This window comes from Antrihabitans cavernicola, from assembly GCF_008297975.1.
Classification (GTDB): Bacteria; Actinomycetota; Actinomycetes; order Mycobacteriales; family Mycobacteriaceae; genus Antrihabitans; species Antrihabitans cavernicola.
In genome coordinates this window covers 621515-648454 of the sequence record NZ_VLNY01000001.1, presented here as the reverse complement: position 1 = coordinate 648454, position 26940 = coordinate 621515, and the positions used below count along the sequence as shown (strand labels likewise).

Annotated in this window: 23 protein-coding genes and 1 tRNA gene; 9 read left to right on the top strand and 15 right to left on the bottom strand. The window is 62.8% G+C overall.

The features are described 5' to 3' along the window. Positions 1–3 precede the first annotated feature (3 nt). Positions 4–930 carry a rhomboid family intramembrane serine protease gene (locus FOY51_RS03140; RefSeq protein ID WP_149428706.1) on the top strand — a complete coding sequence of 309 codons (927 nt, stop codon included), beginning with the start codon at positions 4–6 and terminating at the stop codon, positions 928–930. Here FOY51_RS03140 and FOY51_RS03135 read toward each other — a convergent pair. Continuing rightward, the gene (locus tag FOY51_RS03135) at positions 924–1766 is read right to left on the bottom strand and encodes an oxidoreductase (protein ID WP_187776149.1); all 843 of its coding nucleotides are present in this window, start codon (positions 1764–1766) and stop codon (positions 924–926) included. The two genes, FOY51_RS03140 and FOY51_RS03135, sit on opposite strands and share 7 nt — an antisense overlap. An 87-nt stretch (positions 1767–1853) precedes the next feature. Between FOY51_RS03135 and FOY51_RS03130 the strand changes: the two genes are divergently transcribed. Both FOY51_RS03130 and FOY51_RS03125 read left to right on the top strand, forming a co-directional pair. Beyond that, entirely contained in the window at positions 1854–2750 is an 897-nt protein-coding gene (locus FOY51_RS03130) for a LysR family transcriptional regulator (protein ID WP_149428705.1), read from the top strand. A 1013-nt stretch (positions 2751–3763) separates the two neighbouring features. After that, entirely contained in the window at positions 3764–4006 is a 243-nt protein-coding gene (locus FOY51_RS03125) for a hypothetical protein (RefSeq protein WP_149428704.1), read from the top strand. A 15-nt stretch (positions 4007–4021) separates the two neighbouring features. On the opposite strand, the gene FOY51_RS03120 is transcribed toward FOY51_RS03125, so the two are convergent. Both FOY51_RS03120 and crgA read right to left on the bottom strand, forming a co-directional pair. Further along, positions 4022–4474 (bottom strand): PH domain-containing protein, encoded by a 453-nt coding sequence (locus tag FOY51_RS03120; RefSeq protein WP_371830395.1) that lies wholly within the window; start codon positions 4472–4474, stop codon positions 4022–4024. A 57-nt stretch (positions 4475–4531) separates the two neighbouring features. Beyond that, positions 4532–4795: a cell division protein CrgA gene (gene crgA, locus FOY51_RS03115; RefSeq protein ID WP_149428703.1), complete on the bottom strand. Its 264-nt coding sequence runs from the start codon at positions 4793–4795 to the stop codon at positions 4532–4534. Positions 4796–4937: 142 nt separating this feature from the next. Here crgA and FOY51_RS03110 point away from each other — a divergent pair, with 142 nt between their 5' ends. After that, complete coding sequence (locus FOY51_RS03110; protein WP_149428702.1) at positions 4938–5579, top strand: aminodeoxychorismate/anthranilate synthase component II; 642 nt, start codon at positions 4938–4940, stop codon at positions 5577–5579. Positions 5580–5635: 56 nt separating this feature from the next. On the opposite strand, the gene pknB is transcribed toward FOY51_RS03110, so the two are convergent. The 7 genes from pknB to FOY51_RS03075 form a co-directional block, all read right to left on the bottom strand. Next, positions 5636–7564, bottom strand: a complete 1929-nt coding sequence (gene pknB, locus FOY51_RS03105) for a Stk1 family PASTA domain-containing Ser/Thr kinase (protein ID WP_149428701.1) — start codon at positions 7562–7564, stop codon at positions 5636–5638. Positions 7565–7586: 22 nt separating this feature from the next. Next, entirely contained in the window at positions 7587–9086 is a 1500-nt protein-coding gene (locus FOY51_RS03100; RefSeq protein WP_149428700.1) for a serine/threonine-protein kinase, read from the bottom strand. Between the two features lie 61 nt (positions 9087–9147). After that, positions 9148–10635 (bottom strand): penicillin-binding transpeptidase domain-containing protein, encoded by a 1488-nt coding sequence (locus FOY51_RS03095; protein ID WP_149428699.1) that lies wholly within the window; start codon positions 10633–10635, stop codon positions 9148–9150. Continuing rightward, entirely contained in the window at positions 10632–12083 is a 1452-nt protein-coding gene (locus FOY51_RS03090; RefSeq protein ID WP_149428698.1) for an FtsW/RodA/SpoVE family cell cycle protein, read from the bottom strand. The genes FOY51_RS03095 and FOY51_RS03090 overlap by 4 nt, the downstream gene beginning before the upstream one ends. Further along, positions 12083–13516 carry a PP2C family protein-serine/threonine phosphatase gene (locus FOY51_RS03085; protein WP_149428697.1) on the bottom strand — a complete coding sequence of 478 codons (1434 nt, stop codon included), beginning with the start codon at positions 13514–13516 and terminating at the stop codon, positions 12083–12085. The genes FOY51_RS03090 and FOY51_RS03085 overlap by 1 nt, the downstream gene beginning before the upstream one ends. Then, entirely contained in the window at positions 13513–13977 is a 465-nt protein-coding gene (locus FOY51_RS03080; protein ID WP_149428696.1) for an FHA domain-containing protein FhaB/FipA, read from the bottom strand. Before FOY51_RS03080 ends, FOY51_RS03085 begins: the two co-directional genes overlap by 4 nt. Positions 13978–14131: 154 nt before the next feature. Beyond that, entirely contained in the window at positions 14132–15442 is a 1311-nt protein-coding gene (locus FOY51_RS03075; RefSeq protein ID WP_149428869.1) for an FHA domain-containing protein, read from the bottom strand. 204 nt (positions 15443–15646) lie between these two features. Here FOY51_RS03075 and FOY51_RS03070 point away from each other — a divergent pair. Then, a tRNA-Leu gene (locus FOY51_RS03070) sits at positions 15647–15729 on the top strand. A gap of 301 nt (positions 15730–16030) precedes the next feature. Here FOY51_RS03070 and FOY51_RS03065 read toward each other — a convergent pair. Both FOY51_RS03065 and FOY51_RS03060 read right to left on the bottom strand, forming a co-directional pair. Further along, positions 16031–16393, bottom strand: coding sequence for a hypothetical protein (locus FOY51_RS03065; RefSeq protein ID WP_149428695.1), 363 nt, complete (start codon positions 16391–16393; stop codon positions 16031–16033). Between the two features lie 56 nt (positions 16394–16449). Next, on the bottom strand, positions 16450–17682 hold the full coding sequence (locus FOY51_RS03060; protein ID WP_149428694.1) for an NHL repeat-containing protein: 1233 nt from the start codon (positions 17680–17682) through the stop codon (positions 16450–16452). A 736-nt stretch (positions 17683–18418) separates the two neighbouring features. On the opposite strand from FOY51_RS03060, the gene FOY51_RS03055 reads away from it, so the two are divergent. Together FOY51_RS03055 and FOY51_RS03050 are read left to right on the top strand one after the other, a co-directional pair. Then, on the top strand, positions 18419–18766 hold the full coding sequence (locus tag FOY51_RS03055; protein WP_149428693.1) for a hypothetical protein: 348 nt from the start codon (positions 18419–18421) through the stop codon (positions 18764–18766). Between the two features lie 439 nt (positions 18767–19205). Further along, positions 19206–19718: a hypothetical protein gene (locus tag FOY51_RS03050; protein ID WP_149428692.1), complete on the top strand. Its 513-nt coding sequence runs from the start codon at positions 19206–19208 to the stop codon at positions 19716–19718. A gap of 129 nt (positions 19719–19847) precedes the next feature. Here the strand turns inward: FOY51_RS03050 and FOY51_RS03045 are convergent, their stop codons facing one another. After that, on the bottom strand, positions 19848–20525 hold the full coding sequence (locus tag FOY51_RS03045; protein ID WP_149428691.1) for a response regulator transcription factor: 678 nt from the start codon (positions 20523–20525) through the stop codon (positions 19848–19850). Then, complete coding sequence (locus FOY51_RS03040) at positions 20522–22564, bottom strand: sensor histidine kinase (protein WP_149428690.1); 2043 nt, start codon at positions 22562–22564, stop codon at positions 20522–20524. The genes FOY51_RS03045 and FOY51_RS03040 overlap by 4 nt, the downstream gene beginning before the upstream one ends. A gap of 559 nt (positions 22565–23123) precedes the next feature. On the opposite strand from FOY51_RS03040, the gene FOY51_RS03035 reads away from it, so the two are divergent. Continuing rightward, a complete protein-coding gene (locus FOY51_RS03035; RefSeq protein ID WP_149428689.1) occupies positions 23124–23849 on the top strand; it encodes a hypothetical protein in 726 nt (241 codons plus the stop codon). A 428-nt stretch (positions 23850–24277) separates the two neighbouring features. Here FOY51_RS03035 and FOY51_RS27810 read toward each other — a convergent pair whose 3' ends face one another. Next, complete coding sequence (locus FOY51_RS27810; protein ID WP_290367872.1) at positions 24278–24400, bottom strand: hypothetical protein; 123 nt, start codon at positions 24398–24400, stop codon at positions 24278–24280. A 3-nt stretch (positions 24401–24403) separates the two neighbouring features. Here FOY51_RS27810 and FOY51_RS03030 point away from each other — a divergent pair, with 3 nt between their 5' ends. Further along, a complete protein-coding gene (locus FOY51_RS03030; protein ID WP_149428688.1) occupies positions 24404–26047 on the top strand; it encodes an esterase/lipase family protein in 1644 nt (547 codons plus the stop codon). Positions 26048–26940 lie beyond the last annotated feature (893 nt).

Here is a 26940-nt window from a genome sequence, read left to right as displayed (position 1 = left end):
CGGATGACTTCCCCCGGCGGATACGGCCCGCCACCAGGTGGCCCCGTCGGGGGACCGGCCCAGCCGGCGTGTGTACGACATCCCGATCGACCGACGGCGCTCTCGTGCAACCGCTGCGGGAGGCCTGCCTGCCCGGAGTGCCTGCGCGAGGCCGCAGTCGGTTATCAATGCGTCGACTGCGTGCGTGAAGGCAACAGGAGCACGGCCCAGGTTCGCACTGTTGCCGGTGCGCGCGCCAACTCCCGTCCCACGCCCTACGTCACCTATGCGCTTGTCGCGATCAATGTGATCGTGTTCGGAGTGACTGCGGCGCAGGCGCATTCGATCATGGACAACCAGCGATCCGCGCTGTTCAACTCGTGGGCCCTCTACGGCCCCGCGGTGGGCGATGGTCAATTGATCCGTGTTCTCGGCAGCGGGTTCCTGCATTTCGGCCCGATTCACCTGCTGGCCAACATGTTCGCTCTCTACATCGTCGGCCGTGACGTGGAACTGATCCTCGGTCGCGCACGGTATGCGGCGGTGTACTTCGTTGCGCTGCTCGGTGGTTCGGCGTCCGTTCTTGCGCTGCAACCGAATGCGGCGACAGCCGGCGCGTCGGGCGCTATCTTCGGCCTCTTCGGCGCGCAGGCCGTAATTCTGTTGCGCCTCAAGCAGAGTCCGGGACCGGTTCTCGCGATCATCTTCATCAACGTCGTCATCAGCGTCTCCCTGCCCGGCATCTCGCTGTGGGGACACATGGGCGGACTCGCCGCCGGAACGATCGCTACCGCAGGGCTGCTGTTCGGTCCCGGACTGGTTTCGAAGGGCGGGCAGTCGACCTCGAGCGCCCGGACGATCGGCTGGGTCTCTGTTGCCGCGGTTGCGGTGATCGTGATCGGCGTGATCTTGCTGCGCATGACGCAGCTGCACAGCCAACTTGCCTACTGATCGCCGAACGTCGTTGCGCGCGAAATCGATTGCCATTGGGTGACGTCGGCGCGCACGCGATAGTTGTGCTCGAGAATCGCGTCCACTGCGTCGCCGCCGAGGGGTAGCCGCAGCGGTGGATTCGGGGCGTCGATCGCCGATCGGATCGCGGCTGCGGCTTTGGCAGGATCACCGGGTTGGCTGCCGCCACCGGTTTCGACCATTCGTCGAGTCGCCCCCGCTGTCTCGGCGTAGGCCGGATCTTCGGTGCTGAAGTACGCAGCCCCTGCACCGAACAGGTTGGTCCGAAACGCGCCTGGCTCGACCACGAGCACCCGGATGCCGAAGGGTCGAACTTCTTCGGCGAGCGCCTCGGACAAGCCTTCGAGTGCGAACTTGGTTGCGCTGTAGGCGGAGAATCCCGCGAACGACAGCTGGCCGCCGATGCTGCTCATCATCACGATCGTGCCGCTGCGTCGACTCCGCATGTGCGGCAGCACCGCGCGGGTGAGCGCCGCCGGTCCGAAGAAGTGGACGTCGAACAGATCGCGAAGTTCGCCATCCGTGGTCTCCTCGACTGCGCCCACCTGAGTCCGCCCGGCGTTGTTGACCAACACGTCGATTCGTCCGTACCGGGCAATCGCCGCACCGACGACCGCGTCGGCCGCGGCAACATCGGTGACGTCGAGCTCGACGGCATCGACCTGGTCGGGATGATCCGTGACAAGATCCGCCAGCGCGGACGTGCGACGAGCCGTCGCAACGACCGTGTCGCCGGCGGCAACGGCGGCCACCGTCAATGCCCGGCCGAAGCCACTGCTCGCTCCCGTGATCAGCCAGACCTTGGGGTTGCTCATCGAAATCTCCTCATGCGTCGGGGTATGCACCCGACATTGCCGCGCTCGACGCCGCGCGTCCAAGACCTTCTGTGATAACCATGAGTTATGGATGTGCACGGTCGCGACCTGAGGTACTTCGTCGCCGTGGCCGAGCAACTGAATTTCACGCGGGCCGCGGAAGGTCTGTTCATCTCCCAGCCTGCCCTGAGCAAGCAGATCCGGATGCTCGAAGCGCAGGTAGGAGCGGCGCTGTTCGAACGCGACCGCAGGCAGGTGCAGCTCACCCCGGTGGGGGTCGCTCTGCTGCCGCATGCACGGCGGGTGCTGCTCGAATGGGACGCGGCGAGCGACGCGGTCGAGGTGGCGAAGCGTCTGCAGCACGCGACGGTCGTCGTCGGAATCAGCACGAGTCCCGGCCGAGGCCTGTTGCCATCGATACGGTCGCGCTTCGCGGATACCTTTCCCGATGCGCAATTGGTCGTTCGACAATGCGGCTGGGGCGATCCGACCGCCGGTCTCGCCGACGGGGGTGCCGATGTCGCGTTCGTCTGGCTGCCCATGCCCGACCTCGAGCGCTACGACCTGATCGTGGTGGCCCGCGAACCGCGGATGGTCGCGTTGCCCGCATCGCATCGCCTTGCGGCCACCGATCCGATCGACTTCGCCGACCTCGCCGACGAACCATTTCTCGCGCTGCCCGCATCGGCTGGTCCCCTGCGGGACTACTGGTTGGCTCTCGACGAACGGCGGGGGCGAGCGCCGCTGATCGGCGCCGAGGTGGCGAGCGCGGAGGAAACCTACGAGGCCGTCCACAGTGGTGACGGCGTCGTACTGCTGGCGGCGGGCAACGCCGACCTGATCGCCAGGGGCGATGTGGTCGTGCGAGGTGTTCGCGGTCTCTCACCCAGCGAGCTGGCGCTGGCCTGGCGTCGTGGCGACAACCGCCCCCTCGTTCAAGGTTGCGTCCATGCTTGTCGGCTGGCGACCGATTTTCAGTCGTAGCGACAACACGCCACCCGGACCCGTTGTCAGCCGGTCGTACTACATCCAGCAAGCGACGAACGATCGAGAATCGAAGGGCGGCAACGTGTAAATGCGACGTGAATGCTCCATCTAATCGAAGGACAGGGGAGCGGCATGGCTCGAGTTCGAGATACCCGTCGGACGGTTTCTGTACGACATCCCGTGTCGGGAGCTGTCGTACTGCTGGTCGCGGTCTGCGGTCTCGTGACGGCCGGTTGTTCTGGCAACAACCAGCCGGTGGCGCCGACCGGCCCGAGTCGCTCGGCAAATGCCGATGTCCGATCGAGCGCCGTTGCGACGACCTCCGAAGGGACCGCGACGGTGGCGACGTCGGCCACAGCGAATGGCCCCGAAACGACCGTACTCGAGCCAGTGGACGCTGACGGAGCCGCTGCGCCGGGTTGGACTGTCGATACGTCCAACGGGTCCGTCGAGATCGACTGCAGCTACCCCTCGTCTGCACCGAGCGCGATGACCGACGGTGTGCACAGTTGCTCGCCAACCGCTGCATCGGCCGACACCTGCTGGATAGTCGACGGCACCCAATCGGCCCTCTGTCTCACCGACCCATTCTCTACCCGCCTGATGTCTATGCAGGTCAACGGACCTGTCGGCAACGCAACCGCCCCTGCGGATCCTGCGCCGATCGGCCTCGAATTGAACGACGGCACGCACTGTCGAATCCGCAACGGTGGCTCCTGGCCACGACTGGACTCACACCCGGATTACGTCGGCTGGTATTCGTGCACGGGCACCTCGGCCGGCGCCGTATGGGGGCCGCGCGACGGGAACGGCATCGACAAAAGCGCCGGCGCCTGGTCCGTCCAAGTGAGTAATGGGACCGGACCATTGCATACCGTGGCGGTGGCCAAGACGTACTTTGTCGGCTCGTCCCAAGCGAGCAGTGAGCAATCGGTGACATCGCCGACGAGTGCGAGCAGGTAGTCCTCAAACGTGACGCAGTTATCGCCATCGCGACACCGCCCGGAACCATGACGGATCGCCAGGTGGGCGATGGATCGACCACCGAACAGATCGAGTCGGCTTATGGATCGGACCACGCCGTGAAAGTCATCCAAACGCAGGCAGGTTCAGCGATATTTGCAACCACGGGCGATCCCAACGCGGTCGGCAATGGCAATCCCGGCGACCTGATTGGATTCGCGATCGGCGGTGACACGGTAGGGCCGCCCGAGATCGGTGGCATCCCGGGATTCGAGTACTGCTCCGGGTAGTCAACCGCTCGCGATCTAGTTTTCGCCTGGCACCAGACCTTGGACGGCGAGAGCGTCGAAGACATCCTGTGGATGGGTCCCGAGGTCCCAGCGACCGAAGATGAGCAACCGCTCGTCGTCGCCGGCGGCAACGTCGATTTCGAGCATCGGAACCCGGCGACCGAGCCGCGGATAGGTCACGATGCGCACCCGGGTGATTTGATCGCGCCGGTACTCGACCGGACCCCGCAGCCTGTTCACAACCAGGCCTGGTGGCGTCGTCGACGAGACCAGAATCCGTGGTCGTTGGCGGAAACCGAGTCCGGCGATCACCAGCAATCCGAGCGCCGCGAGACCGACCAACAGTCGCCCAGGACCCTCTATCGGTGCAGCTAGAGCTGCAATTCCGAGGGCGAGCCCACCACCGGCAGCGACGACCAGCGCGACGATCGGCGTGGACCACGCCAACAGGGGTTCGGAGTTATCCACAGGTGTTATCCACAATGGGGATAAACAACAAAGATGTAATTCGTTTCCCGATCGGGGTCAACGCCACCGCATGGTCATGACCAGGCCGATGACCATCAGGCCGAAACCGATCAGGAAGTTCCAGGCATTCAGGCTGCCCATCCACCCGATCTTGTCGGCGGCGAGGTAGTAGACGATCAGCCAGACCAGGCCGGCCACCATGAAACCGAGCATGACGCTGACGTACCAGACCGGCGACGGGCCGGCCTTCACCTTCACCGGAGTGCGGCTGGCGGGGTTGATCGTGTAGTCGGTCTTCTTCCGGACCTTCGACTTGGGCATTACGTCCTCTTCGGGTCTACAGATATGCGGGTTCGACGAACAGAGCGGTATCGCCCCGATAGAGCTCGCGGCCACCCGTGGTGTGGCCCATGGTAGCCAAATCCACAGGACGACTACAAAAAGGCCCAGGTAGCCTGGGCGCATGAGGATTCTGGTCGTCGACAATTACGACAGCTTCGTGTTCAACCTGGTGCAATACCTCGGCCAGTTGGGAACGACGGCAGACGTGTGGCGCAACGACGACCAGAAGCTCGCCGACCTGGACGCCGTGGCCGCCGAGTACGACGGAATCCTGCTCAGCCCCGGCCCCGGCACCCCGCAGCGCGCGGGCGCGACGATGGGTCTGGTTACGGCCTGTGCCACTGCGAAGACTCCGCTGTTGGGTGTGTGTCTGGGGCATCAGGCGATCGGTGCCGCATTCGGCGGCACGGTCGAACGCGCGCCGGAGCTGCTACACGGCAAGATCAGCTCGGTTCACCACGACGGGACGGGCGTGCTCGCCGGGCTGCCCGATCCGTTCACCGCAACCCGCTACCACTCGTTGACGGTGCTCGAAGAGACCATTCCAACCGAGCTGTTGGTGACCGCGCACTCCGAAAGCGGAGTGGTGATGGCCATGCGCCACCGCGAACTACCCATACACGGCGTGCAGTTCCACCCGGAATCGGTGCTCACCCAGGGCGGACACCGCATGCTCGCCAACTGGCTCGAGGTGTGCGGTGAGCGTCCCGCCGAAGGTTTGATCTCGCAGCTCGAGGCCGAGATGGGCGCGCTCACCGCGTAGGTGAGCGGTTAATTGGTCCCCACCCCAACTAAACGCTCACCTGCGGCGAAGCCGCGCTACCTCGGGATGCCGAGCTGAGCGATGCCGACGGTCACCGGCGACGAGTTGGTCTGCTGGGTTCCCGCGGGCGGTTGCTGAGTCACTACCTTGCCCACGGAATCGGGTGCCAGCGAGAACGCCGGTATCTGGATCAGCTGAGTCGCCGATCCGGTCCAGCCCGCACCCTTGAGCGTGTCCAGGGCCTGCGAGACGGTCTGGTTGCTGAGGTCCGGCATGGTGAACTTGTCGCCCTCGGACACCTGCACCTTGACGGTGGCACCTTGGTCCGCCGAGCTGCCGCCGGACGGGCTGGTCGCGATGACCTCGCCCTTCGGCTTCGACGACGCGACGTTGTCCACCGTGACGGTGAACCCGGCACCTTCCAGGTTGCCCTGGGCGACGTCGATGGTCTGCCCGACCACGTTCGGCACACGAATCTGCGCAGGACCGGAGCCAAGCGTGATCTTCACCGGTGTGGAGACGTCGATGTTCGCGCCTGCCGACGGGTCCTGCTCGACGATCTGATCGATCTCCGAGGAACTGGAGGCCGCCCGGTTCACCGTCGGGTCGAGCTTCAACCCGACCGCGGTGAGTGCCTGCGTCGCCTGCGACTGGGTCATGCCGTCGAGCTTCGGCACAGCGACCTGCTCCGGCCCCTTCGACACGTCGAGGCTGATGGTGCTGCCCTCGTCCACGCGCGAGCCCGCCAGCGGCCGGGTGGTGATCACGTTCCCCGCAGCGACCACCTTGTCGAACTTCTCGGTGGTATCGACACGGAACCCGAGGTTCTGCAGTGCCGTCTGCGCAGCCTGCGACGTCTTGTTCGCCAGATCCGGAACTGCGATCTGATCGGTGGTGGCGCCCGGACCGGACTTCCACAGGAACGCACCGACCACCGCGACGATCGCAAGCGCCGCGACGAGCAGCGCGGCGATCTTGAGACCGCGACGACTGCGCGGCGGCTCGTCGTCCGGATCATCCTTCGCGTGCGTGGTGACCGACGTCGACGACGTGTCCGCCGCGCCGTAGCGACGGGCCCGACCGTCGACGGAACCGATGATGGTGGTGCGATCCTCGTCCGTCATCACCATCGGAGCGCTGGGCTTCTGCCCACCGAGCACCCGCACCAGGTCGCTGCGCATCTCGGCGGCGCTCTGGTAGCGGTTGGCGGGGTTCTTGCTCATCGCCTTGAGGATCACCGAGTCCAACTCGCGTGGCACGCCCTTGTAGACGCGTGACGGCAGCTGCGGATCTTCCCGAACATGTTGGTAGGCAACGGCAACCGGCGAATCGCCGGTGAACGGGGGCTCGCCGGTGAGGATTTCGTAGAGCACGCAGCCCAACGAGTAGACGTCCGATCGTGCGTCGACCTGCTCGCCACGGGCCTGCTCCGGCGAGAGGTACTGCGCCGTGCCGATCACCGCGGCAGTCTGCGTCATCGGGCTGGAACTGTCGGCGATCGCGCGGGCGATACCGAAGTCCATCACCTTCACGGCGCCGGACTTGTTGATCATGATGTTCGCAGGCTTCATGTCACGGTGGACGATGCCATTGCGGTGGCTGAAGTCGAGCGCCGCGCACACGTCGGCAATCACTTCCATGGCGCGACGCGGTGCCATCGGGCCCTTGCCGCGAACGATGTCACGAAGCGTGTCGCCTTCGACGTACTCCATCACGATGTACGGCAGCGGACCGGCGTCGGTCTCGGCCTCGCCGGTGTCGTAGACAGCGACGATTGCGGGATGGTTCAGTGCGGCCGCGTTCTGCGCCTCACGACGGAACCGCAGGTAGAACGTAGGGTCACGGGCCAGATCGGCGCGCAGCACCTTGATCGCGACATCACGGGAGAGGCGCAGATCGCGGGCCAGGTGCACCTCGGACATGCCGCCGAAGCCGAGGATTTCGCCGAGTTCGTAGCGTTCGGAGAGCTTGCGCGGAGTGGTCATGAGGGGTTGACCTCCCGGCGCATCACTGCTGGCCCGCCGGAGGCGTGGTGGTTCCAGTTGCCGATGTCGTCGACTTGGTGGTCGTCCCGTCTGCCTGCGGATCCAACTGGTCGTCGGTCGGCGCCTCCTGTCGAAACGCTCCAGGAATCGGGATACCGGGGATGACGATGCCACCGGGCTGTTGCGGTGGTTTGGGGATGGTCACCTCCGGTGTTGTCGTCGGCGCCTCGGACGTCGTCGTGGGTGCCGCTGTGGTGGTACTCGGCTCGGTGGTGGTCGTGGTGGTTTCGGTGGTCGTCTTCTCTTCGGTGGTGGTCGGTGCCACCTCGTCGGTGGTCTGCGGCTGCACCTGCTCGGTGGTGACCAGCGGAACCGTCGGAGAGTTGTTGCTCACGGGCCGGAAGATGAGCCAACCGGCGATCAGTGCGGCCACCAGCAATGCCACGCCACCGCCCCAGGCGAGCGCTTTCTGACCGCCCGACATGCCTGCGGGCGGCGGTGTTCCTGCCACGTGCGCGGGTGCATATCCCGTCGACGGACCGGCGTATTCACGCTGCGATTCGGGGAGCATCTGGGTGCTGTTCGCGACGGGCGGCCGCACGCGGGCAGCACCCGTCGCTGGACTCGATCCGAGTGCGACGGTGCCGATCGGGGGCGGTGCCGGGGGAGCTGCGCCCGGGCGCGGTGGCCTACGACCTGCCCGTACCGCAGCCACTGCATCGGCGAACTCGCCACCGCGCGCGTAGCGGGCGGCGGGATCCTTCGCCATCGTGATCTCGACCAGCTCGCGGATGTGCGCGGGCATGTCGGCAGGCAGCGGAGCGGGTGCTTCACGAACGTGCTTCATCGCGACGGTGAGCGCGCCTTCGCCGACGAACGGCCGTTGACCGGCGAGCGCCTCGTACCCGACCACACCGAGCGAGTAGACGTCACTGGCCGCCGTCGCATCCTGACCGAGTGCCTGCTCGGGAGCGATGTACTGCGCGGTGCCCATCACCATGCCGGTCTTGGTGACCGGTGAGGCGTCGACGGCCTTGGCGATGCCGAAGTCGGTGATCTTGACCTGGCCTGCGGGGGTCACCAGGATGTTGCCGGGCTTCACGTCGCGGTGCACGACGCCTGCCGCGTGTGCGACCTCGAGTGCGCGACCGGTCTGCTCGAGCATGTCCAAGGCATGCGGCATGGAGAGACGCCCCAGCCGGCCCAACACGGCGTTGAGGGGCTCGCCCTGCACCAGCTCCATCACCAGGTACGCGGTGGCCGCACCCGACGGATCACGGGTCTCGCCGTAGTCGTAGACGCCTGCGATGCCGTGATGGTTGAGCTGCGCGGAGATGCGCGCCTCGGTGCGGAACCGCTCGCGGAACGTCGGATCCGCCGAGAACTCCGCCTTGAGAACCTTGACCGCGACTCGACGATCGAGTCGTAGGTCGGTCGCCTCCCACACCTGGCCCATGCCACCGGTCGCGATCAACCGTTGTAATCGATATCGGTTGGCGACCACTGCGCCGTTGTTCAGCACCCTCGCCTCCCGTTCTTCGTTCTGATCTGTGCCATGTTCTTCGATGTCGTTCCGGTCATTGTCAACGGCCCTGCAATCCGGCGGCTATCACCGCACGCCCGATCGGGGCGGCCACCGAACCGCCGGTTGCCGCAAGTGCGCGGTCGCCGCCGTCTTCGACGATCACCGCAATCGCGATCGTCGGCTTCTCGGCGGGTGCGAATGCGATGTACCAGGCGTGCGGCGGTGTGTTGCGAGGATCGGTGCCGTGTTCGGCGGTGCCCGTCTTCGACGCTATCTGGACGCCGGGGATCTTCCCGCCACCACCTGTCGCGTTTTCGGATCCGACCATCAGATCCGTCAGCGTCGACGCCACCTCCGGGCTCATCGCCTGCCCCACCGAGACCGGATTGGTGGTGGCCAGGTTCTTGAGATCCGGACCTTGCATGCCTGCGACCAGGTGCGGCTCCATGCGGGAACCGCCGTTGGCCACGGTAGCCGCGATCACGGCGTTGTCCAGCGGTGTCAACGCAACGTCGCGCTGCCCGATGCTGGACTGGCCGACGGCGGCGTCGTCGCCCATGGATCCGACGGTGCTGTCAGCTACCGGCATCGGAATGCCCGAGCTGTCGCCACCGATACCGAGCGCACTTGCCTGATCTTTGAGTTTGGACGCACCCGTCTTGATGCCGAGTTCGACGAAAGCCGTGTTGCAGGAACGCGCGAACGCCTCACGCAACGATGCGGTCGGTGCTCCGCCGCACGGCGTGCCGTCGTAATTCTCCAGGGTGGTGCTGGTTCCGGGCAATGTGATCTGTGGCGCGGCGGTCAACTGGTCTTCGGGTTTCTCGCCTGCGGCCAGTGCCGCGGCGGTGACGACCACCTTGAACGTCGATCCGGGCGGGTAGGTCTGCGAGATCGCACGGTTGACCATCGGGTGGTCCGGATCCGCGCTCAGCTGATCCCACGCCTGTGTGCTCTGAGCGCCGTCGTGGCCGGAGAGCCGGTTCGGATCGAAGCTGGGCGTGGACGCCATCGCGAGGATGTTGCCGGTGCTCGGCTCGATTGCGACGACGGATCCCTTGAAACCTTTGCTGGAGAGCTGGTCGTAGGCGACCTGCTGCATCACCGGGTTCAGCGTGGTGGTGACGTTGCCGCCGCGCGGATCGCGACCGGAGACCAGGTCGAAGAATCGGCGGCCGAACAGGCGGGTGTCCGACCCGTTGAGCACCGCGTCCTCGGACCGTTCGAGTCCGGTGCTGCCGTACTGCATCGAGTAGAAGCCGGTGACCGGCGCGTATGCCTCGGGGCTCGACGTCGCGGCCGGGTTCGCCGGATAGGTGCGCAGATACTTGTAGCGGTCGCTGGTCGGTGTCGACACCGCGAGGACCTGGCCGCTCGCGGAGATCTGCCCGCGCTGGCGGGAGTACTCGTCGAGCAGCACACGTGAGTTGCGCGGGTCGGTGCGCAGCTTGTCGGCCTTGATGACCTGGACGTAGGTGGCGTTGGCGAGCAAAGCGACGACCATGACCATGACGGCGACTGCGACCCTGCGGAGTGGTGTGTTCACGTCTTCTTGAGCATTTCTGTGGGCGCGTCGGCGATGGGGGCCGGCTCTTTCTTCTTGACCGGTGCTGGCGACCGAGCGGAGTGCGAAATCTTGATCAACAGCGCAAGCAGCAGGTAGTTCGCCAACAGCGACGATCCGCCGTAGGAGATGAACGGCGTTGTCAGACCGGTCAGCGGAATCAGCTTGGTGACACCGCCGACCACCACGAACAGCTGGATCGCGATGGTGAACGACAGGCCTGCGGCGAGCAGCTTGCCGAAGCTGTCGCGGACGGCGAGTGCGGTGCGCAGCCCTCGCAGGATGAACACCAAATACAGCATCAGTACGGCCGTCAGCCCGATCAGGCCGAGTTCCTCACCGATGGTGGCGATGATGAAGTCCGTTTTGGCGAACGGGACCTGCGACGGCCGTCCGCTGCCGAGACCGGTGCCCGCGACCCCACCGGTGGCCAGGCCGAACAACGATTGCGAAATCTGGTAGCCCGTGTCGGCATAGTCCTTGAACGGGTCCAGCCAGGTCTGGGTGCGGATCCGGACGTGGCCGAAGGCCTGATACGCGAACACGAACCCGACGGCCAGCAGCACGCCGCCGATCAGCAGCCAGCCGACGCGCTCGGTGGCGATGTAGAGCATCACCAGCACGGTGCCGAAGATCAGCAGCGACGTGCCGAGATCCTTCTCGAACACCAGCACGCCGACCGACACGATCCACGCGACCAGGATTGGGCCGAGGTCCCGCGCACGCGGCAAATCCATGCCGAACACGTGCTTGCCTGCCACCGTGAACAGATCGCGTTTCGCCACCAGAACTGATGCGAAGAAGATGATCAGCAAGATCTTTGCGAACTCGCCGGGCTGAACACTGAAGCCGGGCAAGCGAATCCAGATCTTGGAGCCGTTCACCTCGGACAGGCTCGACGGCAGGATCGCCGGCAGCGCCAGCAGGATCAGACCGGCGAGGCCGAGCGTGTAGCCGTAGCGGGCCAGTGTGCGGTAGTCGCGCAAAACGATCAGCACGGCGAGAAAACCTGCCATCGCGAGTGCGGTCCACAGCACCTGCTGGTTGGCGTCCGGCGACGGGATGGGCAGCGCGTTGTAGGAGGCGTTCTGTGCGTCCGCGAGGTCGAGTCGGTGGATCAGGACCAGGCCGATGCCGTTCAGGATCGCGACGATCGGCAGCAGCAGCGGATCGGCGTACGGCGCGAACCGACGCACCCCGAGGTGCGCGATCGTGAACAGCGCGAGGTAGGCGACCGCGTACTTGGCCAGGTCCCAGGTGATCTCTTGCTCTTGGCTCGCTTCGACCAACACCAGCGACAACGTCGTGATGACCACGGCGAAGCCGAGGAGCAGCAACTCGACGCCGCGTCGAGTGGATTGGACGGGAGCCGGAGCGAATCCTCCAGGCGGACTGGGAAACGACGACGCCGACAACGCGCTGGCCGTCATCAGGTACCGGTCCTACAAGTCTGGCCGGGGACCTGGGCCGGTGTCGGTGCAGCGGTCGTCGTGGGAGTCGGCTCCGGCGCGGGCGGCTGGGCGGGCTCGCCGGGCGCGGGAGGAGCGGTGGGAGCTGGGACCGGGACAGGCGTCGGGGTCGGTGCCGGGGTGGGCTTCTTCTCCTCGCACAGCGGCAGCAGATCGCTGCTGGCGAGACGGTGCATCTGGCCCTTGGCCTCGTCGAGCGAACCCGAGGGCAGTCCGGCGCGCACCTGCTCGCGGGCGGTTTGTTGCAGGTCGTCGACGTCGAGAATCACGCAGGAAGAGTGCGATTCGTCGGGGCTGACCAGGCTCAGCGTGCCGGACTTGGTGACGCAGCCCAGCTGGTTGACGTCTTGCAACGAGTAGCCGAGTACCGATCCGGGTACGCCGCGCAGGATCGCGACGTGGCCGTTGTCGTCACTGACGTAATAGTTGCCGCGGATCAGTTTGCCGCCGATCAGCAGTGCGATCACCGCGGCGATCACCAGACCCAGTGCCACCAGCGTCCACCGCAGTTTGTGGCTCTTCTTCGGCTCCGGTTCGGCAGCGACGGTGACGCGCTTCGGTGCAACCCGCGGCGGGCGCATGGCGGCGGCACGGCCTGCGGCGGTGTTGGGCGGCGGCGCGTCTTCTTCGTCTTCGGTGGAGGCCGCACCTGCAACGATCGGATGGCTCTGGCCGTAGTCGACGTCGAGGACATCGGCGATCACGACCGTGACGTTGTCCGGGCCGCCGCTGCGCAGGGCGAGTTCGATGAGCCGGTCGGCGCACTCGTCGTTGCTGCCTTCACGCATCGTGTTTTCGATGGTTTCGTCGCTCACCACGTCGGACAGGCCGTCCGAGCACAGCAGGTACCGGTCGCCCATCCGAGATTCGCGGACCGTCAGGGTCGGCTCGATCTCGTTGCCGGTGAGCGCGCGCATGATCAGCGAGCGCTGCGGATGCGAGTGCGCCTGCTCGGCGGTGATGCGACCTTCGTCGACCAACGACTGGACGAACGTGTCGTCACGCGTGATCTGCGTCAGCTGGTCGTCGCGGAGCAGGTAGGCCCGGGAATCGCCGATGTGAACAAGGCCAAGTTTCTTGCCCGCGAACAGGATTGCGGTGAGCGTGGTGCCCATGCCGTCGAGCTCGGGCTCTTCGTCGACCTGATCGGCGATGGCGGCGTTGCCTTCGCGAGTGGCGCGCTCGAGCTTGCCGAGCAGGTCGTCGCCGGGCTCGTCGTCGTCGAGGTGAGCGAGCGCCGCGATCATCAACTGCGACGCGACCTCGCCTGCCGCGTGCCCGCCCATGCCGTCGGCCAGCGCCAGCAGGCGGGCACCGGCGTAGACGGAGTCTTCGTTGTTGGAGCGCACGAGGCCGCGGTCGCTGCGGGCGGCATACCGGAGAACCAGGGTCACGAGCGCAGCTCGATCACTGTTTTGCCGACGCGCACAGGGGTGCCGAGCGGGACCTTGACGGCGGTGGTGACCTTCGCACGGTCGAGGTAGGTGCCGTTGGTGGAACCGAGATCTTCCACGTACCAATCCGATCCACGTGGCGAGATGCGGGCATGACGGGTCGATGCGTAGTCGTCGGTGAGGACCAGCGTCGAATCGTCGGCGCGACCGATCAGCACCGGCTGCGCTCCGAGCGAGATGCGGGTGCCTGCGAGAGCGCCCTGGGTGACGACAAGATGCTTGGCGCCCTTCTGCCTGTTGAACGACGGGAGAACGGCACTGCTACGAGACGACCGCGGCGCGATTCGGATGCCCGACGCCGCATAGATGTCACTGCGCAAGGTCCGCAGAACGGCCCATACGAACAGCCACAGGATCAGCAGGAACCCCGCGCGCGTCAGTTGCAAGATGATGCCTTGCACGGCGTTCCACCTCCTCGTTCGGCTCCGACATTCGCTACGGCGCCTCCGGAGGTGACGCTCCGGTGCACAGTTTCGCTGGCAGCATCATATGGTGCCGCCAGCTGTTCTCGATCACGATAAGGGCGCGGATTTACGATACGTAATCCGCTGAGCGTCAGACGATTCTGATCAAGATCTCGGAGTGTCCGGCCCGAATCATGTCGCCGTCGGCCAACTGCCAATCTTGCACGGGCGCACCGTTCACCGAGGTGCCGTTGGTGGAACCGAGATCGGAAAGCATCGCCATCTGGCCGTCCCACCGAACCTCGATATGACGACGCGAGACGCCGGTGTCGGGTAGCCGGAAGTGTGCCTCCTGGCCGCGACCGATGATGTTGGCGCCCTCACGCAACTGGTACGTGCGGCCACTGCCGTCGTCGAGTTGCAGCGTCGCCGAATAGGTCGCGCCACCCTGCGGGGCGTAGTTGCCGCCGCTGTAGGCAGGTTCGTTGTAATTGGGCTGGTTGCCGGCACCGTACTGCGCGGGCGGTGCATAGCCCTGATCTTGGTAGTGCTGGTCTTGGTAACCCTGATCCTGGTAGCCCTGATCGGCGTAGCCGGGCTGTTGCGGTGCGTAGCCGCGGTCCTGGTAACCCTGATCGTGATGGGGCTCTTGATAGCCCTGCTCTTGATACGGCTGGTCGTATCCCTGGTCCTGGTAGCCCTGGTCCTGATACGGCTGATCTTGGTAGCCGCCACCCTGGTAGGGCTGCTGCGGCGGTGGCGCGTAGCGATCCTGTGCGGGCGGCCGGTCGTAGCCGGCGCCGAATGCGCTGGGCCGAGCTTCCTGGCCCTGCGGGTAGTCGCTGTAGCGCTGCTGGCCGTTCTGGTAGCCGCGATCCTGGTAGGCGCCGTTCTGGTAGGGCTGCTGCTGGTAGCCGCCACGGGCGTAGCGGGGGTCTTCGGCCGGAGAGCGACGCTGGTCCTCTTCGGAGTTGTCCGCGGGCTCACGGCTCGGGTCATACCCTGAGTTCTGCGTCATTGGACCAGCTCCTGGTTGATTTCGGTTGGGGGCGGATGGGGCAGCGAGCGGCCTCTGCTGTGCGAGACCCGCGTCGGGATCGACGCGCCCACGGGTTCTGAATTGCCCAGTATGCAGTGTCGGCGACGCCTCGAACTCGACGTGGATGTCGCCATACGTCTGCCAACCCTGCTCGCGGATGTAGTCCTCGAGATGGCGGGCGAACGCTTTGACGGTGAGGTCGTGGTCGGAGGCAAGCTTGTCGTAATCGGAGGAATTGATCGTGATCACGTAGCTGTTCGAGGCCAGCAGATGCCCACCCTCAAGTTCTTGCACATGGTCAGCGGCTTGATGTTGCAGCGCCGTTTCCACTTCTTGCGGCACCACGCTGCCGCCGAAAACACGGGCGAAGGCGTCGCCTACAGCGCCCTGGAGCTTGCGCTCGAAGCGTTGAACGATTCCCATTGCGTGCCTCCCTCCGGCAACATCGGTGCGGTCGTGCCTGCTCGTCACGCCGACACGCCTGCTCAGCGTGTCGGCGTACCGGAGCACTCACTGCATGATATCTATCATCGTCCACACCCGTAACACTCGACGTGGGGATATCGGCTCCGACCGGCCGGATTCTGGATCGCAGCGACCGCCGTGATACTCTTTCCGCCGTTGCTCGGGCGAGTGGCGGAATGGCAGACGCGCTGGCTTCAGGTGCCAGTGTCCTTCGGGACGTGGGGGTTCAAGTCCCCCTTCGCCCACAGAGTGCAGTTCCATGAACTGCGGCGCATCAGGTCACGAACTCGAAAGAGGTCGTGACCTTTGTGTTTGTTAGGACATCTCTCCGTAGTGAGCCTGCTACGACGATCCGGGACTTGGGCGTGCAAGTCCCTTCTGCCAGGCACTTCGGTAGCGAGGCTAGCGAGCCAGACCGATGATTCCAACATGTCGCTGCGACCAAACAACGCCGGGGCACTTGGTTTTGGCCTGCGGAAACGGGATCATTGGTGTCGCGCCCATCCAGGTGCACGGGCTCCCGGCCGGGGCTGCTCGGTTGATGTGTCAGCTGCCGCCGTTCCTGATTGAGTCCGGGTTTCGAAACCCTTGCAGCGCAAGCAGTTTGTCGGGCGCAGTTCCCTCATCGGTGTACACGTCGATGGTGAATGGCAAGCCGTTATAGGCGTATGTGTCTTGCTCTTTCTCGAAGCCGATTCCCGGATAACCTCCCAGATACCCCACCTCCTTGGTGCCGTACACGACGCCGTCGACCGTCCAGGGCACTTCGCCGCCGCTATTCGCGTACTTCGCGGCGTCGTCCGAGCTGGCCCACCGTTGCAGGGTTACATAAGAGGAGGTGCCGACAAAGGTGCAATTGTACGATTCGGCTGCAGCACTCTGTGCTTGGGAAAGGTCGTGCGCGACCAAACATCCAGGGTTCCCCCCTTTTGCTGGAAACACCCAATGCAGCGCTGCTTCGCCCTCTAGCGGTCGACAATGCCCTGCGCTGCCGCTGCTCCGTCCCAACAGGCGAACGACCCGCCGTGTTTTGGGGATATCGACAGCTTCACTACGCGATTGTTCCCGTATTCAGCGACGACGATGTCTCGACCGGCTGTGACTGCGAGGCCGCCAGGGTCCTTGAGCCCGGTGAAGGGCAACACGGACTGGGTGTTCGACGCGGCGGGCAGCTCGAACACCCTGTCGCTGTCGTTGCCGTCTGTGACATAGACATCGCCGTCGGCCGTCGCCGCAATAGCGTTGGGCGCGTCGAGAACGGTGAACGGCAATACGGTTTGCGTGTTCGTAGCGGCCGTTAGCTTTCTTACCTGGTTGTTGCCGCTGTCGGCGACGAACAGATCGCCTGCGGCGTCGACCGCCACGGCTGTCGGGTTTCTCAGGTTGCTGAAGAGCACACCAGTTTGGGCCGACGACCCGGGCGTCAGTTTCAGCACGCGGTTGTTTCCCATGTCGGCAACGTAGACAACGCCATCGGCCGTGACCGCAAGACCGCCGGGGTTCTTCAGCCCGGTGAAAGGCACCGCTGCTTGCGTTTTCGATCCGCCCGCTAATTTCAACACACGGTTGTTGTTGGAGTCGGAGACGTAGACATCACCGTTGGTGGTGACCGCGATACCGTCGGGTTGGTTGAGTCCGATGAATGGCAGCTCGGTTTGATTGGAGGAGCCAGCCAGGAGTTCGAATACGCGGTTGTTCTTGCCGTCCACGACGTAGAGATCCCCAACCGGCGTGATCGCAACATCTGCGGGTCCGTTGAGACTCGTGAGCGCCCCAGTGTTCGGTGACGTGTAGCTGCTGACATCGGACGATCCGGCGAACTTCACCGCCGTGAGTGCAGCCGACACGACAATCGCCGCGACGACAACCACGCAGACGATCACAGCCCGATGTCGCGGACGCCACTGAAGTGCCGAGCTGGATGGTGAGGTAGTGCTAACCCGTCGGGGATGTGATTGTGCTGCCTGTTCCTGGATGGCGTGCGGGGTGGTGGCGATCAGCGGAGGTTCCGGCAGTGCTGCTCTCGCGCCGTCGAAATAGGCCTCGAGGACCTTGGTTTTTGTGACGTCGTTGGTGACCGGGAGCCACAGCGGCCACCCATCAGGAGGTGCAGGCCACGACGGGTCCGGTTGCCAACTCGAGTCGGGGGCCCAACGCTCCGGTGGGGCGGGCCAGCCTGGTGGTGGATTGAATTTCATGGCGATCTTCCTATTGCTTTGTCCTGTATTGGAAGCCCGTTGGCTCGTAACACGACTTTTGGCCGTCGCCGTTCAGGATGGCGGCGGATGTGAACCGTGGGGGACGTTGGCTGCAACGCGAAAATGCTGGATTCGTCGTTGGTTACCGGGTCGTGGCGGACATGGGCGTGGACGCTGCGGATGCCGTTGTCGATCGGCCCATCGAGGAGCTGGCGTCGCCAGAGCACGCCGTCGTTGGTGGATGAACGAAGGGTCGCCGAGCTGGCGCTGGGCCGCGGAGCCTGCGAAATTTCACATTGTCCCTCGTTGTTGGGTCGGCTGTATCGTTCGATTGTCGGTCCCGGATGGGAAGTCGTCTGTATTCCGAATAGCAGACATGGCAGGCCCCCGCCTGGGCATGAAGAACATCCCAAGCCATATCCTGCGACGCCCTGAAGACGTTGGCGCACAGCATCATCGAGGGCGCATCACCGGAGTCCGCTAGCGGTCTTGATGTCGAAATCTGCCCGACCTTGCCGGGCGTGTTGTCGACCCGCAGACGCCAGCTTGCAAGTTCGTGGACAGACCTGGTGGTCGTTGGCGCGGACTTGCCCATCGTCAGTGTCCGTCAAATGTGAGACATTCCTGAACCCAGCTTTCGTGAAAAATTGCATAGCGTCGCGACAAGATCGTTCGCGTTGTATCAATCGTTTCGAACCCGCCGGCGCCTGATCCACTTTTTGAGAGAAGCGAACCCATGAATACGATCGCATCAGCAATTGCTGTCGCACTCACGGTCTGCGCTGGCGCGCTCGTCGCGGGCTGTGCTGCCTCCCCTGCACGAGCGCCGACTTGTTCAGAATACGAATCGACAAATGTCGTGCAGCGAGATAGCAAGATCTATGACCTCATCAATGGCCACGGGATCGATCCGAACGCATCGGCCTATTTCGATTCTTCTGATGGGCTTTACGGCTCAAATTTCGAGGCGGTGTTAAACAAAATTGACGAGTATTGCGGAGTGATCAACGGAGTTCAGCAGGTCACTGACAACCAATCGCGGTCAATCGAGGGTGCACTCGACTGGTCTGCGTTCAAGAAGTAGCGCACGGCGAGAATCATATGCAGATTCCAGCCCAGACTTCTGACCCGACGTCTTCGCCTGCCATCGAATCAGCACACATTGTCTTATCTCCAATTCGGTACCGCACTTCGGGCACTGTCCAACGGGTGCAACTCTATTCGAAATAGCGGCCGGCCGATGTCATGTGAGTTCCTCAACGTTCTTCCCTAGAAATGGAGTATTTAATGCGATGGACTTCTGCGCCGACGGGAATCTACATCGGAGTGTTTCTCGGTTTCATAGTCGGGCTTACGTCGGGAAACGCTGCGCTGGGAATAGTTGTAGCTATCGCCTCGAGTATCGCGGGCTGGTATGCGATCCGAGCTGTTGAAAAGGTTGTGTGCCGAGGCGCCCAGGCTGGGTTTTCCGCCATCTCGAAGCAGGTCAAGAATTCGAAGCGGAACAGTCCAGGAGGAAGTTGATGGAGGCAATCCTGTTCGTTGCTATTTTTATTGGTGGCAGCTATCTTTACTACGCTGCCAAGCAGAGAGCGAAGCGGAAAGTGTTCTTCAAACATCAATATGATTCGCAAAGATCGCTTACGCACAGAAATTTGGTAATCACAACGACTGCAGATATCAAGGACGTCCGGCGAAGCTTGGATCGGCACGTTGTGTCAGACGATTCGGCGCGCGCAGTCTTTTTTGGTGGCGCGATCAAGGTGCAAAATCGATCCGATCTTCGGACGGTATATCAACACAGCAGCAAGATCACAAGCGGTGGCGATGGCGATCACTTTTCCGCCAGCATCACATTCCGCCCGCCCAAAGACGATCATCTCAGCGCCGTCATAAGTATCGACCAGTGGCGTGAGAAAGACGGGGTAACCCGGCGCGCAGGTATCAAAGCGATGCAGCAGTTCATGGACTCCGTCGTTGCCGCGTTTCGAGCCGCAGATCCCAACATTCAGATCAAATACACACCGGCAGCGTAATCCGCTTGTGAGTTAGATTTCCTGCAATCTGGGAGTTTGAAATACAGTGCGCCGTCGGCCAATCAAGTTCAGCTCGTACTGAACAAATACTCATTTGTGGTGGGTTTGGAATCCATCGTGATCATCTGTTCAGAGTTCGTCGGGACGGATGAGTCCGTCCTGGATTGCGCGGGCAACGAGAGCTGCTTTGGTCGGTGCGGGTCGGCCGACCGACGCATACTTTGTTCGGATTCGCGCGAGATGCGTGTTTACAGTGCCTACGGTTATGTACAGGCTTTGACCGACAAGTATTTTCGATTCGGTTTGAAACCAGTTCAATAGGACTTCACGTTCACGATGCGACAGGCGCGGGCGCGAGGGTGCGTGGTCGATCGTCATTGCTTTTGCCATGGTCGGGCTCAGGTAGGGGCGGTCTGTTATCGCGGCGTGAAGTGCTGCCACGAGATGGTCGCGGCCTTCTGTTTTCGACAGGTAGGTGACCGCACCCATGTCCAGGCAGTTGAGCACGAGAATTGGCTCGGTGTGTTGGGAGTAGATGATGACCCGATACCCATCTTCGCAGATGGTGCGCAATGCCGCGAGGTCCGGCTCGTGTTGCTCGAATTGTAGGTCGAGTACCACGACATCAATGCGATCGTGGATGGGAAACGCTCGGATGAATTCATGCGGGTCGGTGTATCGGTCCGCGACCGATATCGGTGGAACTGCTGCATCGCACCATGCTTGGATTCCGTCATGAATCACCGCATGATCGTCGATGATCACGGCTCGAAGTTTTCGTTGAGTGGGGTTGTCGCTTGCGGTCATAGCTGTAGCTGTCCTGTCGATTCGATGAGTGTGTGGTGCAACTTGATCCAGGTAAGTTCGCCGAGTGTCGTCAGTTCGAATCGTGCGGTATTCGGTAGTCCCTCGACCGCGTTGCGCGCTTCGGCTGTGCAGTCGCACACAACACTCAACGTCACGGACCCAGGTCCTGTCGTGACCACGATCCGTGCCTGCGATCTACTCCTCGCGAGCAAAAGCATGGGTGCGGCCAAGAGCTCACACCGTGCATCGTCGGTAAGTTCCGGTAAGGCGGCGGCGATATCGAACGTCACGTTGACGCCTTCGGCCTCGGCGCGATCGATGCTCGGACGTAGCTCCTGCAGCAATGGGTGATCGAAGCTGTCGGACTGGGCGAACAGTCGCCTCAGCCGTGCAGCATCGATGAGCGCTCGCGCCCGCATACCGGGGTCACACGGCGAGAGTGTTCGGTCCGCGAGACCTCGTAGCAACGGAACTACGCTCCGAGACAGTTCCTCGTATCGGCGGTAGTAGTCCCGTTGCAGCGCTTGGTTGATGGCTTGTAATGCCGAAATGCGCGCGTACTGGTGTGCTAGTTCGCGCCACTGGGACCACCCGCTGCGCAGTAGAACAACGAAGATGATGGCGATCCCCTGCACAAACGCGATACCCGCAATATCGCAGCCAAGAATCGCGGCTGTCTCCCGCGTGGGCGACCGCACCAGCTCGACGGCGCAGGCGAGGAACCAGCCTCCAGCAAGTAGAAGCAACGATTTTCTGGGAGTACTGCGAAATGTCAGGGCTACGAGTGTCCAAGTAGTCGCAATCTTGATTCCCTCGATGTCGGTCAGATGGCCGGCATCGATCATGAGCTGCTGTGCTGGAGCGGTGCAGATCACGGCAAGCTGCCATAACGCCAACCCCGGAACTGGCCGTCGAATCGCCGCTGCGGCGACGACGGCGGCGGCAATATCGAAGGCGACGAGCAGCTCGGCCTTCCAACCCAGTGGACTGTGTCCTGACCACATTGGAATCGTCCCGAGGAGGGCGACGACGACAGCGACGGTGACCAGCCCGTACCCGTACCGATGTAGTATCCGCGCGATGTCGATTTCTGACTTGTCGTGATCGACCGACGTCTCGACGGTAGCGTTGTCAGTCCACGTCATTTCGACATCGGTGCCCATTTCGGGTTCGGACGTTATCGTGGCCTCGCCATGGACATCGCGTAGCCGACCGACTATGGAGTTGCGAATACCGTGCCTGGTGGTGCTCAGGTCGCTCGCGCAATCGAATCCGACGCCGTCGTCTTTGACCGAAATTGCGTGTTCCTCGATGCTTACGACGGCGACTGTGGCGTTGGAGTGTCGATCGACGTTGTTCAACGCCTCGCGCGTTGCAGCAGTGATCGCGCGCCCGATAATTGGATCGACATCAAGCTCATTTCGACCAACGAACTGTACCGGCGTCACACACTCGGTGCAGATGTCGCGAAGCATTGGGACCAGGTCGATCGGCCCTTCGTCGTCGGGATGGGGCACAAGTTCGATCGCGGCGATATCGCGTTTGGCTTGTTCGGCCAAACGCGCCGTATTTAGTGCCGAAGCCTGACCCACCATCAGCAATGTCGACGCCGCGGTGTCGTGCATCAAGGCCCACTGCTCGCGTTCGTATCGACGCCGAGCGTCTGACACCTCGCTGGCAACATGCGCCGCGTTCACCGCTGCTGTTGCTGTGTCGGTATTCCGAGCTGAACCCACGACAAGCCTGCGTACCGCAGCAGCCAACGCCCACTCGACGAGAAGATAGTCGAGATTGAAGATTGTGAACGGATTCTCGACCCCGGCGAGGTTCGAGCACCCGTACGCCCAAATGGCCATGGTCAGCGCAGTCGTCAGTAGCGACCTCGAAGCGGACTCTGCGATGCCGATCGCGATAACGGTAGAGCCTGCGACGAGGAGTGGAACGCTCGGCTCACTCGCGACATCGAAATTGCCGATCACGAACGGCGTAGATACGAGGAAGACCTGTACCGCGCAGATGTCAGCGACGAGCCAGCTCATACCCAGCCTACGTGTCGCTAACCGGACGATCGCCCACAGAGCAAGCATTCCACTGAGCACCAGACCGATTGCTGTATGAACAGGCTGGACAACATAAACGCAACCAGCCAGAGCGAAAGCTATGTGCCGCAACATGAGTGCAAGCAGGCCAATCTGCCGTAACACGCCGGTGTACGCGACGCTCGCCCCCTCGACGAGGGGAACTTGGTGGGACACGCTGCGCTTTAACACATGCCCCTCCGATTCGGCCCTTCGCAAAGAAGGCCGGGCAACACGTCGAGCTGTCCATTCGCGCTCAGCAAAGGCCAACACGAGGATAGTGAAGTAGAGCAGAGCACCGCTAGCAGTGTCAGTCGAATGTCATACAGCCTCGACAAAGTGCGTGGGTACGAATCAAAATGGCTTCCAACGAGTTGCAGGCAAGGAATGCTCTGACGCAACGTTCATGATCCGGCTTCGAATCTCGGATGGCGGTGGCGATATCGCACTCAGACCGCGGAATGGTCTGTGATCGCCTCGGGCCTTACCGGCGCAACTTTTGACTGACAAGGAGCTGCAAATGCATGAACCAATGGGAGCGACAGAATCTGGGGTTGTCCAGATTTCAGCTCAGTCAGCGAGCTGGCGCCTGCGGTGGGCCGATGTCCGCGTACTGAGAGCCGTCGCGCTTTGCACCACAGCGGTTATCGCATGCTGCTTCGTATCGAGTTGCACCAACAACCGTCAGCCAGCCCGAACGATGGCCCAATCATCGTCTCTAGCGGGAGCGGCCACCACTTCTCCTGTGGCGATTGCTTCGGCGAGCAGTCCTTGCGTTCTGACACCCAATCAGGTAGCGGCAATCGTCCAGCCAGTCACAGCGGTGACCCTCGACAACTCGGAATACATCAACAAAGGTAAGGAAAGTGCGGCTGAAAATTGCACATACGCTTGGCTTCCGCCTAATAACAACGGTGAGCAAGAACATTTCGATCTTAGCCGTTACGCATACGTCGACAATAAGAAGACTACCTCGATGGCAAAATTGCAGGACAACTATGTCGAAAGCACCTACGGTGGTTCCAGTCCCACTGAGGTTTACACATCGGTAGCAGCGACTCTGAACACTCTCCAGGTCAGTTCCGTGCTGCATCCGGATATCGGCAAAGGACTCGTCACTTCGGGTTCTGACTCGTTTTATCTGGCTGGTCCTGGAAAGTACTGGTACGAATGTGATCTTTCGTTATATGACGATGAGGCAAAGCTGCTGGCGCTGGCAGAAGCCGTTGCGGCGTCAGATTCGTAACCGTTCCGTTGAAGTGGTTGATGCATGATGAAGTTGCCTGGATTCCGCGCGGATGGTCAGAATCCAACCGGTAGGAACGAAATGCGGCCAGGCTTGTCGAGATGGGCGTCGAAACGCATAGCCGTTTTCGTCGCTGTGCTGCCCTTGGTGGCCATCGCTGCCGGAGTCGGGGCCCATCTGGTTTACCACTCGCCAGCACCCGGAGATTATCTGGCGCCCGATGTAAACGCGAGCACCGAGCAATTCGCACCGACCAGGGCACCTGCATTCACTCGGGAACGTGCTGCCCAGATAGCCGACGCTCTTGCCGCCGGCTCAGAGTCGGCGCTACGTAGCGCAGTCTTGCTCAATGCGAACCAAGCGCTGCCACCCAGCACCGCGACGCAAATTGCGAAGTTGACACCGATCACGTTCGACATCAACACGTTTCACGCTAACAGTGACAGCAGCGCAACCGTGATCGCTACCGCCGGAACGCAAGCAACCGCCTGGACGGTGTTTCTGTCGGTGGACAACTCGATCTGGAAGGTCGTGGCCACTACGGACGGCACATCATGATTGTGCTGAGACGCAATATCCTCACCGCATGGATGGTGATACTGGCTGTACTCGCTACCGCACTCACCGCCACGGGCCAGGTTTCGGCAACTGACCTGGGGTGCCCCATCAGCCCTGGTCCGTCGACCAAAGTCGGAACTTTCGATCCCGCCCGCCACCCGATTGTGCTCGTACACGGCTGGATCGGCAGCGCTGAAGACCTGCACAACGTCGCCGCCGCGATCGATAAGCGGACACCGCGCACGTTCGACTATCGCTATTTCGACTACCGCAACGCCCACACGGACTGGGCCGCGCGCCCGATCGTGGCATCGTGCCTGGCCCACTACCTGCACGACATCTCCGACAGCCACAAGAAGGCCGGCGGCGACGGGCGCGTCTATGTAGTCGCGCACTCGATGGGCGGGCTCGCCACCCGCTTCGCCACGAACAGCGCGTTCACCGACGATCCGGTCGGCTCCGACGTCCTCGGCGGGCTCACCACAATCGACACCCCGCACCTGGGATCCCCCTTCGGCGGCACCGCCGAAGCCGACTTGTACCAAGACGGGAAAGTGGCGTGGGACTTCCTATGGGGCAATCACCTACTGCCAGAGCGCCACACGGACGCAATCCGGTGCCTCGCATTGCACGGATCCCACCAGGACCTGCCGCAGGATTGCTCTACTGCGCCATATCTACCCGAAGGATCCCCTCTCGGGCAGATCTCCGGCGACAACACGCTGCAACGCACTTTGTTTGGGGTCCCGCTTTATGACATCGACCTGCGCAGCGACAGCGTTGTCGGTGTCGACTCCTCCACCGGTTACCTCGCCTCGTCGGGGCCGCCCGGCACCAAGTATCCGCCGATGCGTGGCGCAACCATGCACGACGTGACGTGCAAGGTTACTTCCGATCAGACGCTGAGCCTGATGCGATCGTTCCGGGGCGGCAACATCCCCGCCGCGATCATCAGTGCCGAGATCACCGCAATCGGTGCCCTGTGGAACGACAGCGCAGTGCTCGATCAGATCAACAGTGGACACCTTGGACCCAACCTCGAAGTCATGCTCGCCGTCGCTGCCCTGCTCTACCCGTGTAGCCACAACGCCATGCTCAACAACAACGAATCCTTCGATGCCGTGGCTGATTCGCTCAAAACCCAACTTGCACAACCCGGCCCAGGCAGTGCGCAAGCGCCGAGCGGGCAGTGGAGCGAGGCCAATTTGTCAATCTCAGCGTCTACGCTCGGCGCAGTGAAGGTCGGGATGACTCTCGACCAAGCCCAAGAAGCAGCCGGTTCAGTATTCGATGGCTCCGGCGACGGGGCCCACTATCCGGTCCCCAAGAATGGGCGACCAGAGCTGTATGTCGTCGGGAATTCAGTCCAGTGCGTTGGCGCGAGCGGCGACAACACTGGGACGCCGCCTCAAATCATCGCTACCGCAGAGGGTGTCCGTCTTGGCGACAACGAAGACGAGGTGAAACGTGTCTACGGCGACCTTGCACAGTACGTGCCAGCGCCCCCATTCGGGCGGACTCCTAGCGCTGGATACGTAATAGCCGAGAAGAGCGGCGTCCTCGCCTTCTCGATCCACAACGGAAAAATCGTCCGCATCGTAGGCGGACCGAACGTAACCCCAAGCGACTGCGGCGGATGATGAACGTGAACGCACTCGTCTGAGGTGGGAAGGAACGAATCTGAACCGCAGTCCCTCGGCGACGGTGAACCGCATGTGCATCAGTTTGTCGCGAAACAAAGCGAACGAAATCCGGCCCACACCCGAGTTCGAACTTCGGGGCGGGCCGAACGATTGGCACTAATCTATGCGTTGTGGTCTCGAATCGGCAAACTGGATGCTCGGGTCTGAATATGGCCCCAGATCACAGGCCGAAGTGCCTGCAACACACTGTGTCTCAACATGCTTCGTGGTGCAGTGCTTGCTTCGCTCGGTGGCGTTCGCGTCGTCGGCGCTGGGGCTCGGTTTCGCGCCAACCAGATGTGTGACACATCGGGCAGCAGCACACATTGGTTCCGGTGTAGTTGAACTCGCGGTAGCAACTGGTCTTGCGCCGGCCTGTTTCATCGAATTGCGCACGCCACGTTGGCGGCAAATCGCAGGTTCCGTGACGGTGGTCGTGGACTTCCACCGAATCAACATCGCGGCGGTCGATCTTCACGCCAAACGGGTTTGTCTTGTCGGTCCGGGACATTGGTACTTCCTCAGCGGGACTTCGCGAAAGGCGAAGATTTCGACGCTACCCTTCGCGGTGGCTGAGGTGAAGCCCCGGAACCCGGCTGACGCGCTATCGGAAGGCCGATCGCTGCCCGGGGGCCGCGTAGATCATGAGCCCCGAGTGAGCAGTCGCGCAGGAGACTGAGCGCTTGCGAGAGCCGCAGAACGATAACGCCACATCGAGTGTGAGTTACCTCACATTTGGTAGCCTGGTTGAGCGCTTTCCACGCAAGTTCTGCACGCGCTGATCAGGGCTGACGGCGATGTGGCGACCACGGTGTTCCCACCAGTGGGACAACAACTTTCGCGTGCGAACG